Annotated in this window: 20 protein-coding genes and 1 tRNA gene; 10 read left to right on the forward strand and 11 right to left on the reverse strand. The window is 68.5% G+C overall.

The window, feature by feature from the left end:
- The first annotated feature begins 58 nt into the window (after positions 1–58).
- A complete protein-coding gene (locus JT689_RS12445; RefSeq protein WP_260173106.1) occupies positions 59–190 on the forward strand; it encodes a hypothetical protein in 132 nt (43 codons plus the stop codon).
- On the opposite strand, the gene JT689_RS11325 is transcribed toward JT689_RS12445, so the two are convergent.
- Positions 187–1,203 carry a low specificity L-threonine aldolase gene (locus tag JT689_RS11325; protein WP_205251261.1) on the reverse strand — a complete coding sequence of 339 codons (1,017 nt, stop codon included), beginning with the start codon at positions 1,201–1,203 and terminating at the stop codon, positions 187–189. The two genes, JT689_RS12445 and JT689_RS11325, sit on opposite strands and share 4 nt — an antisense overlap.
- Before the next feature lie 86 nt (positions 1,204–1,289).
- On the opposite strand from JT689_RS11325, the gene JT689_RS11330 reads away from it, so the two are divergent.
- Together JT689_RS11330 and JT689_RS11335 are read left to right on the forward strand one after the other, a co-directional pair.
- Entirely contained in the window at positions 1,290–2,399 is a 1,110-nt protein-coding gene (locus JT689_RS11330) for an aminopeptidase (RefSeq protein WP_010903831.1), read from the forward strand.
- 127 nt (positions 2,400–2,526) lie between these two features.
- Complete coding sequence (locus JT689_RS11335) at positions 2,527–2,676, forward strand: hypothetical protein (protein WP_157849923.1); 150 nt, start codon at positions 2,527–2,529, stop codon at positions 2,674–2,676.
- Between the two features lie 54 nt (positions 2,677–2,730).
- Here the strand turns inward: JT689_RS11335 and JT689_RS11340 are convergent.
- Positions 2,731–2,805: transfer RNA gene (locus JT689_RS11340), tRNA-Arg, on the reverse strand.
- 113 nt (positions 2,806–2,918) lie between these two features.
- Between JT689_RS11340 and JT689_RS11345 the strand changes: the two genes are divergently transcribed.
- Positions 2,919–3,491, forward strand: coding sequence for an AAA family ATPase (locus JT689_RS11345; protein ID WP_205251262.1), 573 nt, complete (start codon positions 2,919–2,921; stop codon positions 3,489–3,491).
- Positions 3,484–3,900, forward strand: coding sequence for an RNA-binding domain-containing protein (locus JT689_RS11350; RefSeq protein ID WP_010903834.1), 417 nt, complete (start codon positions 3,484–3,486; stop codon positions 3,898–3,900). Before JT689_RS11345 ends, JT689_RS11350 begins: the two co-directional genes overlap by 8 nt.
- 6 nt (positions 3,901–3,906) lie before the next feature.
- On the opposite strand, the gene JT689_RS11355 is transcribed toward JT689_RS11350, so the two are convergent.
- The 4 genes from JT689_RS11355 to JT689_RS11370 all read right to left on the reverse strand — a co-directional run bounded on the left by JT689_RS11355 (position 3,907) and on the right by JT689_RS11370 (position 7,499).
- The gene (locus tag JT689_RS11355) at positions 3,907–4,866 is read right to left on the reverse strand and encodes a hypothetical protein (RefSeq protein ID WP_012289510.1); all 960 of its coding nucleotides are present in this window, start codon (positions 4,864–4,866) and stop codon (positions 3,907–3,909) included.
- A 70-nt stretch (positions 4,867–4,936) separates the two neighbouring features.
- Positions 4,937–5,494, reverse strand: a complete 558-nt coding sequence (locus tag JT689_RS11360) for a magnesium transporter (RefSeq protein WP_010903836.1) — start codon at positions 5,492–5,494, stop codon at positions 4,937–4,939.
- Positions 5,495–6,067, reverse strand: coding sequence for a magnesium transporter (locus JT689_RS11365; RefSeq protein WP_010903837.1), 573 nt, complete (start codon positions 6,065–6,067; stop codon positions 5,495–5,497).
- A 49-nt stretch (positions 6,068–6,116) separates the two neighbouring features.
- On the reverse strand, positions 6,117–7,499 hold the full coding sequence (locus JT689_RS11370) for a signal recognition particle protein Srp54 (protein WP_010903838.1): 1,383 nt from the start codon (positions 7,497–7,499) through the stop codon (positions 6,117–6,119).
- Between the two features lie 121 nt (positions 7,500–7,620).
- Between JT689_RS11370 and JT689_RS11375 the strand changes: the two genes are divergently transcribed.
- Entirely contained in the window at positions 7,621–8,049 is a 429-nt protein-coding gene (locus JT689_RS11375) for a hypothetical protein (protein ID WP_010903839.1), read from the forward strand.
- Here JT689_RS11375 and ftsY read toward each other — a convergent pair.
- The 5 genes from ftsY to JT689_RS11400 form a co-directional block, all read right to left on the reverse strand.
- Entirely contained in the window at positions 8,046–9,167 is a 1,122-nt protein-coding gene (ftsY, locus tag JT689_RS11380) for a signal recognition particle-docking protein FtsY (protein WP_205251263.1), read from the reverse strand. The two genes, JT689_RS11375 and ftsY, sit on opposite strands and share 4 nt — an antisense overlap.
- Positions 9,168–9,174: 7 nt before the next feature.
- Positions 9,175–9,639, reverse strand: coding sequence for a prefoldin subunit alpha (gene pfdA / locus JT689_RS11385; protein ID WP_205251264.1), 465 nt, complete (start codon positions 9,637–9,639; stop codon positions 9,175–9,177).
- Between the two features lie 142 nt (positions 9,640–9,781).
- A complete protein-coding gene (locus tag JT689_RS11390) occupies positions 9,782–10,444 on the reverse strand; it encodes a translation initiation factor IF-6 (protein WP_010903842.1) in 663 nt (220 codons plus the stop codon).
- A gap of 5 nt (positions 10,445–10,449) precedes the next feature.
- Entirely contained in the window at positions 10,450–10,728 is a 279-nt protein-coding gene (locus JT689_RS11395) for a 50S ribosomal protein L31e (RefSeq protein ID WP_010903843.1), read from the reverse strand.
- On the reverse strand, positions 10,728–10,880 hold the full coding sequence (locus JT689_RS11400; protein ID WP_010903844.1) for a 50S ribosomal protein L39e: 153 nt from the start codon (positions 10,878–10,880) through the stop codon (positions 10,728–10,730). The genes JT689_RS11395 and JT689_RS11400 overlap by 1 nt, the downstream gene beginning before the upstream one ends.
- 135 nt (positions 10,881–11,015) lie before the next feature.
- Here JT689_RS11400 and JT689_RS11405 point away from each other — a divergent pair, with 135 nt between their 5' ends.
- The 4 genes from JT689_RS11405 to JT689_RS11420 all read left to right on the forward strand — a co-directional run bounded on the left by JT689_RS11405 (position 11,016) and on the right by JT689_RS11420 (position 13,911).
- On the forward strand, positions 11,016–11,807 hold the full coding sequence (locus JT689_RS11405) for a tetratricopeptide repeat protein (RefSeq protein ID WP_010903845.1): 792 nt from the start codon (positions 11,016–11,018) through the stop codon (positions 11,805–11,807).
- A complete protein-coding gene (locus JT689_RS11410; RefSeq protein WP_010903846.1) occupies positions 11,804–12,112 on the forward strand; it encodes a DUF424 family protein in 309 nt (102 codons plus the stop codon). The genes JT689_RS11405 and JT689_RS11410 overlap by 4 nt, the downstream gene beginning before the upstream one ends.
- Before the next feature lie 69 nt (positions 12,113–12,181).
- Positions 12,182–13,429 carry a cysteine desulfurase gene (locus tag JT689_RS11415; protein WP_010903847.1) on the forward strand — a complete coding sequence of 416 codons (1,248 nt, stop codon included), beginning with the start codon at positions 12,182–12,184 and terminating at the stop codon, positions 13,427–13,429.
- 53 nt (positions 13,430–13,482) lie between these two features.
- A complete protein-coding gene (locus JT689_RS11420) occupies positions 13,483–13,911 on the forward strand; it encodes an iron-sulfur cluster assembly scaffold protein (protein WP_010903848.1) in 429 nt (142 codons plus the stop codon).
- Position 13,912 lies beyond the last annotated feature (1 nt).

Below are 13,912 nucleotides of genomic sequence, written 5' to 3' on the forward strand. Positions count from 1 at the left end.
TGTGTATTCTTCCCGACGACCCGAAACCACTATGCCACACGCCATGCATCACTCCCTCATGGCCTCGCTCGGACCCGTCTTCTACGTCTTCGCGGCTGCGCTCCTGCTGTTCGTGTTCTTCACCTTCCTGTTCATCCGGCGCACCGTCGCCAGTTTCCGCGACGGCGTCGAGAACAGCAACCGGGATTAGACGACCTCCCCCGCCGCCGACACCACCGCCGCGATGTCCGCGCCCCCGATGTCGCGGTGCGTGCAGAACCGGACCGTGTACTCGCCGTCCGCCGTCCCCAGCACGCCCTCTTCCTCACAGCCCGCCAGGAACGCCGCGGCGGTCACGTCCGCGTCCCGGGTGTCCGCGAGCACGATGTTCGTGTCCGGTTCGGCCGCCGTCACCCCCGGAAGCGCGTCGAGGTCCTCGGCCAATCGACGCGCGTTCTCGTGGTCCTCGTGGACTCGGTGGCGGTTCTCCAGGGCGCACACGCCCGCCGCCGCGACCATGCCCGCCTGCTGCATCCCACCCCCGTACATCTCCTGCACGCGTCGGGCCGACGCCACGAACGACTCGCTTCCCGCCAGCACTGCCCCCATGGGTGCGCCCAGCCCCGTCGACAGACACACCGCCACCGAATCCACCGGCGAAAGCAGCGCCGCCGCATCGACGCCCAGCGCGGTCGCAGCGCTGAACACCCGCGTCCCGTCGACGTGCACCGGCACGTCGTGCTCGTGGGCGGTCTCCACGGCAGCCGCGAACGCGTCGACGGGCGCCACGACCCCGCCGTTCGCCCCGTGTGCGATCTCCACGCACGCCAGCCCGACCTCCGGCCGGTGCCCACCCCCCGCCGTGATCTCGGCGGCCACCTGCTCCGCGGTCGGACAGCCGGTTTCGCCGCCGTCGAACGCGCGCGCCTGCACCCCAGCGTGTTGTGCCAGCCCGCCACTCCCCCGCCTGTAGCTGTGGCTGGCCCGCTCGACGAGCACGCTCTGCCCGCGGGCGGTGTGTACCTGCGCCCCGATCTGGTTGGCCATCGTCCGGCTCGGCACGAACACGGCCGCCGCCATGCCCACGGCGTCCGCCGCCGTCGCCTCCACCGCTGCCACAGCCGGGTCGTCGCCGTGCTCGCCGTGCTCGACCGGCGCCTGGGCCGCCGCCTCCCGCATCGCCTCGGTCGGCGTGGCGACCGTGTCGCTGCGAAGATCGATCATATCGGGACATCCACCCCCAGGGGGAAAAGTCATCCTGCCAGTTACGTTCCGAAACATCCAACAGGCAGTTCCGACCACGTGACAGCATGGATTCACGCATCCGCCAGCACGCAGCGGTCATCGTCGACCGATGCATCGACCTGCAGCCCGACGAGAACGTCGTGGTGAGCCTGCCGCCGGTCGCCGAGGACCTCCGCGTCGCCCTCTACGAGAAGATCGGTGAAGTCGGCGCGAACCCCGTGATGCTCGCCCGTGGTGACCGCGGTATCGGCACGGACCGCGCGGCGCGCGCGTACCTCCAGGCGATCGACGCCGAGGACCTCTCCACGCCCGAACACCTCCTGCAGCTCTACGAGCACGCCGACGCCGCCGTCGTGGGCCGACCACACCGCAACGTCACCGAGCAGAGCGACGTGTCCACGGAGCTGGGGGCGGCGTTCGCGGAAGCCCACCGCGACGTGCTCAACGCCCGGCTGTCGACGAAGTGGTGTCTCACCCAGTACCCCGCCCCGGCCGACGCCCAACTCGCGGGCATGTCGACGGCCGCCTACGAGGACTTCGTCTACGACGCCGTGAACAAAGACTGGGACGCCGTCGAGGACCACCAACAGCAGATGGTGGACATCCTGAACCCCGCCGAGGAAGTCCGCATCGTCTCCGGGGACACCACCGACGTCACGATGAGCGTCGCGGACATGACGACGCTGAACGACTGCGGGTCGAACAACCTGCCCGCCGGCGAGGTGTTCACCGCACCCGTTCCGGACTCCGTGGAGGGGGAGGTCGTCTTCGACAAGCCGGTGTACCATCAGGCCCGCGAGATCCAGGGCGCAGCGCTGACCTTCGAGGACGGCGAAGTCGTGTCGTTCAGCGCCGAGCAAAACGAGGACGTGCTCGCGGCCATCCTGGACACCGACGACGGCGCGCGGCGGCTGGGCGAGCTGGGGATCGGGATGAACCGGGACATCGACCGGTTCACGTACAACATGCTGTTCGACGAGAAGATGGGCGACACCGTCCACATGGCCCTCGGGCGCGCGTACCCCGAGACGGTCGGCGAGGGCGTCGAGCAAAACGACTCCGCGAAACACGTCGACATGATCGTTGACATGAGCGAGGACTCGTTCATCGAGGTCGACGGCGAGATCGTCCAGCGCAACGGGACGTTCGTCTTCGAGGACGGCTTCGACGCGTAAGCGGGCGGTCCCCCGAGGCCGGTTCCGATGTCGTCCGGCTTGCACGGTGGCCGACTGCCATAGCCGTGTTCTATGGTATCATTTGACATCATTGATTTTAATATGTTTGGGAATATATCAATTATCCGTGCCTAAGCTCGATTGTCCGGACTGCGGTCGCTCCATCGCGATGCACGAACTCGAAACCCGGACGGTCGCACAGACCGCCGGCTTTGAAACGAGCTATCGCTGCCCGTTCTGTCGCACCGACTTCCAGGAAGTCACGCAGCTCATGTAACCGCCGCTGGCGGTGCTCGGTCTCAGTGCCACGCCCCGCCGCCAGCCGACGCCACGGGCACGAGGGGATTCGAACCCCCGACATTTCGGTTAGAAGCCGAACGCTCTGTCCGGACTGAGCTACGCGCCCGCATCCGGCAGTACCACCGGGTGGCGTAAAAATCGACTGGATGACAGCCACGGCTCACACGCCCGGCAGCCACACCGAAGCACACACGTGGCGGGGTCGCTTGCAGTCTACCAATGAGAGTCATCGGGACCGTGGGCATGCCGGGCTCCGGGAAAAGCGAGGCCGCGACGGTGGCCGCCAACGCCGGCATCCCCGTGCTCGTCATGGGTGACGTGATCCGGCAGGAGTGTCGCGACCGGGGCCTGGATCCCGCCCAACACCACGGCCGCATCGCGCAAGCGCTCCGCGACGAACACGGCCCGGGCGCGATCGCCCACCAGTCACTCCCCATCATCGAGGACCACCTCACCGACGCCACGACGGTCCTCGTCGACGGGATCCGCTCGGACGTGGAAGTGACCACGTTCCGCGACGCGTTCGGCGACGACTTCACGCTCGTGCACGTCTCCGCCCCCCGAGAGTTACGCAAAGCCCGCATCGAGAACCGCGACCGACCCGGCGACACCGACGGCGAACCCCTCGACGCCCGCGAGGACCGCGAACGCGGCTTCGGAATGGACGACGCCATCGACCTGGCCGACGTCCGCATCGAGAACACCGACAGCCTCGACGCGTTCCACGACGCGGTCCGAGACCTGCTCGCCGCCGACACACCCCACACTGAGGTGCCCGACAACCATGACTGACACCACTGACGTGACCGTCCGCGTGACCGCGCCCGTCTACCCCACCGAACCCGACGACCGTGTGGCCGACGCCATCCTCCGGCTGTTCCCCGACGCCACGGTCACCGTCGAGGACGACCGTGCGGTCGCCGAGACTGACACGACGGCGTCGTTCCGCGAGCAGCTGTTCGACCAGCGCATCCTCGACACGGCGCGCGAACAGTTCCAGGCCTCCCAGACGGACGCCGGGTTCAGCTTCGACCTCAAAAAGCAGGCGGCGTTCAACGGCACGGTCAACTTCGCCGTCGGGAACCCCGACGAGCTCGGCGACCTCCACGTCGAGGTCACGGTCGCCGAGCCGGCCGTCCAACAGTTCATCGACCACCTCGCACCCCCCACCGACGGCGGCGAGCCCCTCGAGGACCCCTGACCGCGGTCACACGAGCAACACGGCGATCGCGGCCGAGATGAACACCACTTTTGCGGCGATGTTGACGGCGATGACCTTCGACCCGAAGCGCGCCCCCCAGATGCCGTACTGGAACGGGATCGAGCGCTTGAACGTCGACACCGCGAACGACACGATCCCCCCGACGAGCATCGTGGCGACCGCCTCGCCCGCGGTGAACTCCCCGGGGACGTGTGGCGCGATGAAGATCGCGCCGGTCGTGGTGTCGACGGCGAACGTCGCGACCGCCGGCACCGCGACCCCGGGCAGCCCGAGCACCGACGTGAGCGGCTCCGCGGCGGCCGTGAACGCGGTCACGTCGTAGGTCTCGGTGAGGAAGACGACCGCCGCGTACACCACCGCCAACCGGGGCACGAGGGTTTTCAGCTTCCCACCGGTCTTCGTGACCGCGCCGGCGACGGTCTCCCGCGTCGACTCGTCGGCGGCGTCCTCACCCGGCATCGTCACCCCGGCGTCCGACGCCGACGCGACGTCGTCCTCGGACAACACCACCGCACCCGCGAGCACGCCCGCGGCCGTGATCCCGAGGCTCACGGCGGCGCGCGCGCCGACGTACATCAGCCCCAGGCGGAGCCCCAGAATCGGGAGCAACACCGGCGCGTAGAACGTGAAGATGTGTTGCACGAAGCCGAAGAACGTGTTGATGGTGATGGCGACGAGCGTCGCCCGATCGCTGAGCACGCCGGCGTCCCGGTACTCCTTGAGCATGCCGTAGCCCGCCGTCGGGGACGCGGTCGTGGCCAGGATCGCGGTGCCGACCTCGTCGGGCAGGTTCGCGGGACCGGTCAGCGGCGTGGCGAACCGCGCAACGTAATCAACCGCGCCGAACGCCACGGCGAGGTTCGCCAGCGTCAGTCCCACCGCGATCGCGGCAGCCACGCCCACCACTCGGGGTGCGACCGCCCACAGCAGCGCCACCAGTTGCACGCCGCCCGCTTCGTGACTCGTGGAGTTACTGGTGTCGGTTTCGGCGACGCACGCCACCTGCTGACGGCGCTCACACGAGCACCTCGACCGCGCCGAACAACACGACCACACCCAGCACGTCACAGGTGTTCGTGACCACTGGAATCACCACGTCGTCGGGGTCCAGTTCGAACCGGTAGGCGGCGTACGTCGCCAGCAGCGTGACCGCGACCGCAAGCACCGCAAGCGACGCGCCCGCCACCGCCGCCACGGCGATGACAACGCCCACCGGGAGGCGAACGCTGCCGGTGGCCGCTGCCACCCCCCACGCGCCAGCGCCCACCACGGGGAACACCGTGATCGCCAGCATCACGGTCGCAACGACGTTCCCCGCCAGGTCGTCGTCGCCGGGATCGAACGACAGCGTCCCCAAGTGGAACGCCGTCGACAGCCGGGACGCCAGAATGCTCCCGAGGTTCCCCGCCGTCCCGATCGTCACCGGCACCAACACCAGCAGCGACGGATACTGCAGCAGCGTCGCCTCAAACGTTCCGAGCACGAGCCCGCTGCCGACCTCCACGACCGTCAGCGCGAGCAGGATCGGGAGGGTGGCACGCGTGATCGCCCGCACCGACCACGTCCGGGGCACTCACACACCCCCCACGATCAGCCGCACCGCAAGCACTAGGAACGCCAACCCGAACAGGTCCCCGGTGGTCGTCACCAGCGGCCCGACCAGCGTGTCCGGGTTGTAGCCGCGCCGATACCCCGCGAACACGACCGCTACCACCGCGCCCGTGAGCGCCACGCCGGACAACAACCCCGCGACGAGCGCAACCCCGACCAGCGTCGCCAGCCCAGCCACCGGCCGCCCAAGCGCCGTCAGCACGCCGAACGCGACGGCGGCCGCGAACCCGCTCGCAAGCAGGCCGTTCCCCATCGCTGCCCCGACGGCCGCCCGCAGTCGCCGGTCCCCGGCGGCGACGTGTGGCTCGATGATGCCCTGGTGGAGGCCGGTGGCCAGGCGCGCGCCGAACGACGCGTACACGTTCCCCCGTGTCGCCAGCAACGCCGGCACCACCACAAGCAGCCCGTCGACGGCCTCCAGTTGCGCACGCATCCCGCCCAGGACCGCGCCCGCAAACAGCCCGCCCAGGACGCTTGCCGCCAGCGCTGGCGCGGCCTCACGGTAGGCGGTGGCAGCCACGCGCCGAACGCTCATACTCCCCGAATCGAGGCCCGCGCGTATAAAAACCCGGACGCACGCCGCCTCAGAACATGCCGCCGAACCCGCCACCGCCGCCACCGCCCTGCTGTTGCATCTTCGACATCATGCGCTGCATGTCCCCGTCACCCATGCCCTGGAACTGCTGCATCGTCTGCGCCATCATCTTGTGCTGGTCGAGCAGCTCCCGAACGCGGTCCTCGGGCTGCCCGGACCCGCGCGCGATGCGCCGGATCTGTGACGCCCCCACCGAGCGCGGGTCGGCCATCTCCGCCTCGGTCATCGAATCCATGATGACCTCGAAGCCCCGCATGCGCTCCTGGGTGACGTCCATCGCGTCGTCGGGGAGCTCGTCCATCAACCCACCCCCCATGCCGGGGATCATGTCCATCACCTGATCCAGTGGCCCCATGTTGTCCATCGCCTGCATCTGCTTTCGCATGTCGTGGAGGGTGAACTCCCCCTTCATGAGGTCCTCGGGGTCCCAGTCCTCGTCGTCGTCCTGGGTTTCCTCCATCGCACGCTCCACGCGCTCGGTGAGCTGCTTGAGATCCCCCATCCCCAGCAACCGCGAGATGAACGAATCCGGCTCGAAGCGCTCGATGTCCTGGACGGTCTCCCCGGAGCCCAGGAACGCGATGGTGGAGTCGGTCTCGTTCACGGCCGTCAGCGACCCGCCGCCCTTCGCGGTTCCGTCGAGCTTCGTGATCGCAACCCCGTCGATGCCGATCGACGCGTCGAACTGCCGGGCCTGCTGTTTGGCGCCCTGCCCGATCGCGGCGTCCAACACCAGCAGGCTCCGGTCCGGCTCGACGACGCCCTCGATCTCCTCGATCTCCGCGATGAGGTCGTCCTCCAGCGCGTGGCGGCCCGCCGTGTCCACGATATGCACGTCGGCGTCCGCCGTCGCTGCAAGCCCGTCGCGGGCGATCTGCACGGGATCGTCGCTGTCCGGCTCCCCGTAGAAATCGACCTCCGCGCGGTCGGCCATCTCCGCGGCCTGCTCGTAGGCCCCCGGCCGGAACGTGTCCGTCTGCACGATCGCCGGCCGCAGCCCCTTCTTCGAGAACCACCACGCCATCTTCGCGGCCGTGGTCGTCTTCCCCGACCCCTGCAGGCCCGCCAGCATGATCGTCTGCTCCTCCAGGGGGATCGGCGTCGAATCACCCACGAGCCCGACGAGTTCCTCGTAGACGATGCGCAACACGTGATCGCGGGCGCTCGTTCCGCCCGGCGGCTCCTCCTCAAGCGACCGCTCCGTGATCGACTCGGAGAGATCCATCACGAGGTCCACGTCGACGTCGGCCTGCAGCAAGGAGCGCTGAATCTCCTTGACGACCTTGTCGACGTCCTCCTCGGAGATGCGGGACTTCCCGCGGAGCGTGTCCAAGGTGCCCCGCAGCGAGCTCCCAAGGTCGTCGAGTACCATGATTGGTCGCGACTACGCGACCGCCCCCTAAGAGCCTTGTTCCACGCAGCGCCACCGCGTATGGCAGCTGGCACCCTCGACTAGGGGAACGCTCAACCCGCCGGCGGGCGTATGGGCGTGCATGCCACCCGTCTACGCCACCCGCGCGCTCGTTGCCGTGCTCTGTGAGCTCGCGGCCGACGCCGACCCCGACTCGGTGTCCGTCCGCCTCGCAGCGACGCCCGCCCGGGATCTCGACGCCGGCGACGAGACACACACCCTCGACCCCGACACACCAGTGCTGTCGGACTTCTATTTCCCCAGCGCCGGCGACGCGCTCACCAGCGTGTTCGGCGTCGACCTCGCCGCCCCCGCCGGCCAGACCGCCGGCCGGTTCGTCTCACACCCCAAGGGCGACCACACTGTCACCCTCGCCGACGACCTCCACGCGCAGCTCCTCGTTGGGGTTCCACCATGGGAGCCCGGCGAAGTCCGCGCCCACAACCGCCACGGCACGCGCCGGGAGTTCGTCGTCGTGGACGCCGACCCGCCGGCCGCCGACGCGCCCTAATCGTCGGACGCAGCCAGCAGGTCGTCGACGAGCGCGTCCGGATCGAACGGCTCCAAGTCCTCGTACGCCTGTCCAGTTCCCAAAAAGAGGATCGGCTTCCCGGTGACGTGGGACACGGAGATCGCGGCCCCGCCCTGGCTGTCCGCGTCCGCCATCGTCAGGATCGTGCCGTCGACCGCCGACGCCTCGTCGAACTCGCGGGCGCGATTCACGGCGTCCTGGCCCGCGACCGCCTCGTCGACGAACACCGTGACGTCCGGATCGACGACCCGGTCGAGCTTCTCCAGTTGACTCATCAAGTCGTCGGAGGTGTGCAGCCGGCCCGCGGTGTCACCCAACACGACGTCCACGCCGTTGGCGTCCGCGTACTCCACGGCGTCGTAGACGACCGCCGTCGGATCGCCGCCCTGCTCGTGGGTGATGCATTTCACGCCGAGCGCCTCGGCGTGTTCCTCGATCTGCTGGTTCGCCCCCGCACGGTAGGTGTCGCCGTTCGCCAGCACCGACGAGAACCCCTCCGATTCGAGGTACCGCGCCAGCTTCGCGATCGTCGTGGTCTTGCCCACGCCGTTGACGCCCGTGAACACGATCGTCACCGGCTTCGATGCGGACTCGATTTCGTCCACGAGATCGAACTGCCCCACGTCGATCACCGACAACAGCGCCTCACGCAGCGCGTCCTCGATGAGCGTGTCCGTCGACTCGGTGAACTTCCGCTCCTCGCCGACGAGATCCCCCCGGATCTGATCCAGGATCTCCTCCACGACGCTCATCTCCACGTCGCTCTCCAGGAGCGCGAACTCCAGTTCGCGAAGCGGCGCCTCCAGATCCGCCTCGTCGATGACGACGCGGCCGCGAGCCATCGACGCCGCCCGACTCACGAACCCGGCCGACGACTCCTCGTCGTCGGCGTCGGGCTGCTCGCCCGCCGGCTCAGTCGCCGGTGCCGCGGCATCCGCGGTCGCCGGCGCGTCTTCGGGGGCGCTGTCCGCGGCGGCTGCCTCCGTGTCCGCCGCCTCGTCGTCCGGCTGGTCGGCAAGCTCTTCGGCGTTCTCCTCGGCGACCTCCTCGGCGTCCTCCCGAAAATTCGAGAGTTTGTCCTTCAACCCGTCGAACATGCTGACCTTACTGCTCGCCGTCCTGGGGCTGCTGTTGGGCCTGCATCTGCTGTTGCATCATCTGCTGTTGGGCTTGCTGGGCCTGCTGTTCGAGCTGCTCGGCCTCCTCGCTGAGGTCATCGATCTCGGCCTGCACGTCGTCGATGCGGCCGTCGATGGTGGCCTTCTTCTCGTCGAGCACGCTCGCCGCGGCGTCGCTGTCCTGCTCCGCGGCGTACCCGCCGCCGAGGCTCACAACGACCTCGTCCATGTCCTTGACCTCGGCACGAACGTACGCGTCGCCGCCCAGCGGCACCTGCACGGTCGCGCCCGTCTCCAGCACGTCGAGGGCCTCTTTGGCCTCCTCGATCTCCGTTTGCTCCTGGCGCAGCGACGCCACGTCGGCTTCGAGCTCCTCGACCTCCTCCTCGATTGCTTGAATCTCCTGGGACAACTGCTGTAGCTGCTGTTGACCGCCGCCTCCAAGACTCATGTCACTCACTGCGGCAGCAAGGGGGAAGTATCTTCCCTTCCCAGCCACGCCGCTGAGCGAGCACCGCAGCCACGAAAAAGCCGTCAATCGGGCGTCTGGCCTCCCGCGTGGAGGACCGCACAGGTGGGCAACGAAGGCGTTCTTACTCGATGTAGCCGAGCGTGTCCTCGATCCGGCCGATCTCCGGCCCCGTCGTGTCGTCACCGACGAGGTAGCCGTCGTCGGCCGCCACGAGCCCGGAGCCGACCAGCGGCGCCCCGTAGTTCACGGTGCCGACGTCGGCGTACACGCCCAGCGTCTCCTCGATGCGCTCCAGCTCCGCGTCCGTCGCCTTCGGATGACAGAGCACGCCGTCAGTGGTCGCGACGGCGGCCGTGCCCACGGTGTCGACGCCCGCGAGCTGGCCCCGCGTCGCTGACACGTCGAGGGTCTCCTCGACGGCCGCGACGGCGTCGTCCGAGAGCCCGCTGTGGACGTACGCGCCGTCGTCGTTGGCGACAACGACGTTCCCGGCGGCGTTGACCGCGCCGGGAAGCTCGCCGACGGTGACGCCGGCGGCCTCGATGCGGTCGCGCTCCCGCTCCCGGATCCGGTTGCTCACAAGCAGCCCGCTGCTGTTCCCCGCTGCCAGCGACCCGACAGTCGAGGACCCGCCGACGGTGGTCTGTACGGCGGGCACACCCAGCTCGTCGGCGATCGAGTCGACGAAGTCGTCGTCGAGGTCCGGGCGAACGAGCACACAGCTCTCGGTGGCGCGAGCGAACACGCCGATATACGCGGACCCACGGAACGCAGCGCGTAGCAAGCTTGTCAGCCTTCGTAGTCGGCTTCCACGACTGTCTCGCCGTCCTCGGCGAAGCTCCCCGCGTGCACACGGAGCTTCCGGGGCGGGTTGTTGTTGCCCTCGCTCCAGACGGCGTCGTTGATCGAGGGGTCCAGGCGGACCGCGTCCTCGTCGACGGCGAACTGCTTTGCGAGGTGCTGGCGGATGATGTTCATCGCTTCGCCGGCGCGCTCGTGACTCGGCACCTTCGTCACGTCACGCAGCGGCACCGTTACGAAGCGGTCATCGAATTCGCTGGCGCTCATTATTCGTCGGTGTCGTTACGCCGCCAGTTGCGGCGCTTCGGGTTGCGCTGGACGTCTCGGTTCGTCTTCATCATGACCCACGCGGGGACGCGGCTGTTCTGGCGCTCCAGTTTGGCCAGCCGCTTTTTCGAGGCCTTCGACTTCTTACCCATAGTGGACGCGAGTACCACCGCCGTCGTTAAAACGTTGTTCTTCTGTCGGTGCGCTCGGCCGGCGTCGCGCAGGCGGCTCACACGCACGCGGCCGGGTGCGGAGGCCTTAACCCCGCGGCTCGCCAACCACGCCGTATGACAGACCGCAGCGAGGACGCCGACGGCGAGCCCGCGCCCGAAGACGCCGCCGGGCTCGACGACGACGCCCTCGATCACGAGTTCTCCGAGGGCGCGGGCTTCGACGACCCCTACGCGGGCTTCGACCTCGACCCGCCGGAACTGGACGTCGACCCCGACACGGTCGACCCCGTGGACAGCCGCGTGGTCGCGGACACCCTCGACGAGCGCACCCTCGACAACGACGCCGTCGACGCCGACGAACTCATCGACGTCGGGTTGAGCTACATGGGCATCAACCGCAACGAGCAGGCCGTCGACACCTTCGAGCGCGCCGCCCAGTACACCGACGACGACAACCGCGAACAGGAGGCCTGGGTGAACAAGGGCATCGCGCACGGCGAGCTCGAGGAGTGGGACGCCGCCGTCGGCGCACACCGGGAGGCGCTGTTCGTCGCCGACGACGGGGACTTCGAGGCGGCCGCCCACACCAACCTGGCGTACGCGCTCTGGGAGTTCGGCGAGGACGAACAGGCCTACGAGCACGCCGAGGAGGCGGTCCGTGTGGACAAGCGCCTGCCACAGGCGTGGTACAACCTGGGGTTCATCGAGAACGAGCGCGACCGCCCCGAGCAGGCGCTCGACGCCCTGGACAACGCGATCCGCCTGGGCTTCCAGCAGGCCGACGTCTACGAGGAGAAAACCCGCGCGCTCGAGGCACTCGGCCGCGACGAGGAGGCCGCGAAGGTCGCCGAGCAGGCCGACGAGATCCGCAGCCAGCAGGAACGCGAACTCGTCGACGAGCGATGACCACTCCGTCGCCGTTGGTGATGCGGGAGCGACACACCGACCGGGGGCTGCTGGTTGCGGCCTGCGACCGTGACGTGCTCGGGGAGACCTACGACAACGGCGGCACCGAGTTCACCGTCACCGAGTCCTTCTACGACGGCGAGGCCGCCGACGCAGACGCCGTCCGGGCGGCGCTGGCTCGCGCCACCATCGGGAACGTGGTCGGTGACACCGCCGTCGGCATCGCCATCGACGCGGGACACGTCGAGGCTGCCAACGTGCTCGAACTGGAGGGCACGGTCCACGCCCAGTTCATGCAGTTCTGAGCACCCCAGTCGCGGCCGGATTTCGGCCCACCGAAGGACAGTAGTGGCCCGGCTCCCTACACCGTTTCAATGGAAGCCACCGAACAGGGCCCGATAGACGTCGAGGCCGTGCGCGCCGACTTCCCGATCCTCGAACGGGAGGTCGCGGGCGGCGAGGATCTCGTCTACCTCGACAACGCCGCCACCTCACACACCCCTGAGCCAGTCGTCGACGCCATCGCGGACTACTACCGGCGGTACAACTCGAACGTCCACCGCGGCCTCCACGAACTCAGCCAGGAGGCCTCCGTCGCCTACGAGGACGCCCACGACAAGCTCGCCGCGTTCGTCGGCGGCGAGGACCGCGAGGAGATGGTGTTCACCAAAAACACCACCGAAGCCGAGAACCTCGTGGCGTTCGCGTGGGGACTGAACGAGCTCGGCCCCGGCGACGAGGTCGTGCTCACGCAGATGGAACACCACGCCAGCCTCGTGACCTGGCAGCAGGTCGCCGATGAAACCGGCGCCGAGGTGAAATACATCCCCATCACCGACGACGGCCACCTCGACATGGACGCCGCCGCGGACATGATCACCGACGACACCGCCCTCGTGAACGCCGTCCACATCTCGAACACTCTGGGCACGGTCAATCCCGTGGGCGAGCTCGCGGACATCGCCCACGACCACGGCGCCTACATCTTCGTCGACGGCGCGCAGGCCGCGCCGACCCGCGCTGTCGACGTCCAGGAGATCGACGCCGACTTCTACGCGTTCTCCGGACACAAGATGCTCGGCCCGACGGGCATCGGCTGCCTCTACGGCAAGCGCCACCTGCTCGCGGAGATGGAGCCGTTCCTCTACGGCGGCGACATGATCGAGCGCGTCTCCTACGAGGACGCCACCTGGAACGACCCGCCCTGGAAGTTCGAAGCCGGGACCCCGGTCATCGCCCAGGGCATCGCGCTCGCCGAAGCCGTCGACTACCTCCAGGACATCGGCATGGACGCCATCCGAGCCCACGAGGAGGCGCTCACCGAGTACGCCTACGACCAGCTCACGATGACCGACGACGTCGACGTGTACGGCCCGCCGGGCGACGACCGCGGCGCGGTCGTGTCGTTCAACGTCGACGGCATCCACGCCCACGATCTGTCCTCGATCCTGAACGACTACGGCGTGGCGATCCGTGCCGGCGACCACTGCACGCAGCCGCTGCACGACACCCTCGGCGTCCCGGCGTCGGCCCGCGCGTCGTTCTACCTCTACAACACCCGCGACGAGGTCGACGCCCTGGTTGCGGCGGTCGACGAAGCCCGCCAGATCTTCGCGCCCTGATCGGTCAGCGCCACGGAACGTTTTTACGCCGTTCTGCCCTACCAGCAAGCAATATGAGCATGGGTTCGGACATGTACCGACAGCAGATCCTGGATCACTACCGCAACCCCCGCAACCAGGGCGAGCTCCCCGAGCCGTCGTTCACCCACGAAGGATACAACCCCTCGTGTGGGGACGAACTCGAATTCGACGTTGCCCTCGACGACGACGGCGAAACGATCGCTCACGTGGCGTTCCGCGGCGACGGCTGCGCGATCAGTCAGGCCTCCGCCAGCATGCTCTCGGAGGAACTCCCGGGCATGACGCTCGCGGAGGTCGACGCCCTCGACCGGGATGACATCTTGGACATGCTCGGCGTCGAGGTGACGCCGATGCGCATCAAGTGTGCGGTGCTCTCGGAGAAGGTCGTCCAGGACGGCGCGGAGATCTACACGGGCGACGGCGACGAGGCCGACCGGACGACCACCGAAGACGACGCCTGAG

This window comes from Halobacterium sp. GSL-19 (genome assembly GCF_016917855.1).
Lineage (GTDB): Archaea > Halobacteriota > Halobacteria > Halobacteriales > Halobacteriaceae > Halobacterium > Halobacterium salinarum.